General features: G+C 42.5%; 1 protein-coding gene. It reads right to left on the bottom strand.

Going from position 1 to position 553, the window contains the following annotated elements; all coding sequences use genetic code 11:
• A partial coding sequence (locus BCT81_RS02245) for a DUF2780 domain-containing protein (RefSeq protein ID WP_102423124.1) occupies positions 1–488 on the bottom strand: 488 nt, incomplete at its 3' end.
• Positions 489–553: the final 65 nt, after the last annotated feature.

The following is a 553-nucleotide window of genomic DNA, read 5'->3' as shown; positions in this document are numbered from 1 at the left end:
CAAATAGCAGTCAAAGAATCCATCAAGCCACTCGTTGCGCCTTGAGATTGCAGTGTTTGCAGAATGATTGGTGCAAACGTTGATACCATCGATGGATCCATACCTAAACTAGAAAAGGCACTTTCAACTGCACCTTGTGAGTTTAGTAGTGATGATAGACCCGTTGACTCCAGACTAGACATACCTGGGATAAGTGACGCAAGCTCTTTGTTATCTGTAGTATCTAGTGAGTTCTGTGCCAGTGCTAACATAGAACCGATACCACCAATCGCTTGATCGCTAGTGACAGACGCTTGGTCAGCAACAGTGTCAGCAAGCGGTGTTGTTTCATTTTGTTGAGACCACATGTTTACAGCTGCCATTAATGCAGTTTGTGATAGTTGAGAGTAGTTGGTATCAGAACCAGAACTGGTTTGTTCAGAGTCGCTAGTGCTAGCGCAAGAGACAACAGCAAGGCTGCTTAAAACTGTGATGAGTACTTTCTTCATTATTCGTCCTTAAGTAATAAAGTAATTTACTCTTTCACTATAAACGAAAAACGGCGATGTAGTGA

The organism is Vibrio sp. 10N.261.52.A1 (genome assembly GCF_002876325.1).
In the GTDB taxonomy this organism is placed as follows: domain Bacteria; phylum Pseudomonadota; class Gammaproteobacteria; order Enterobacterales; family Vibrionaceae; genus Vibrio; species Vibrio chagasii.
This window is presented reverse-complemented; position numbering and strand designations above follow the sequence as displayed.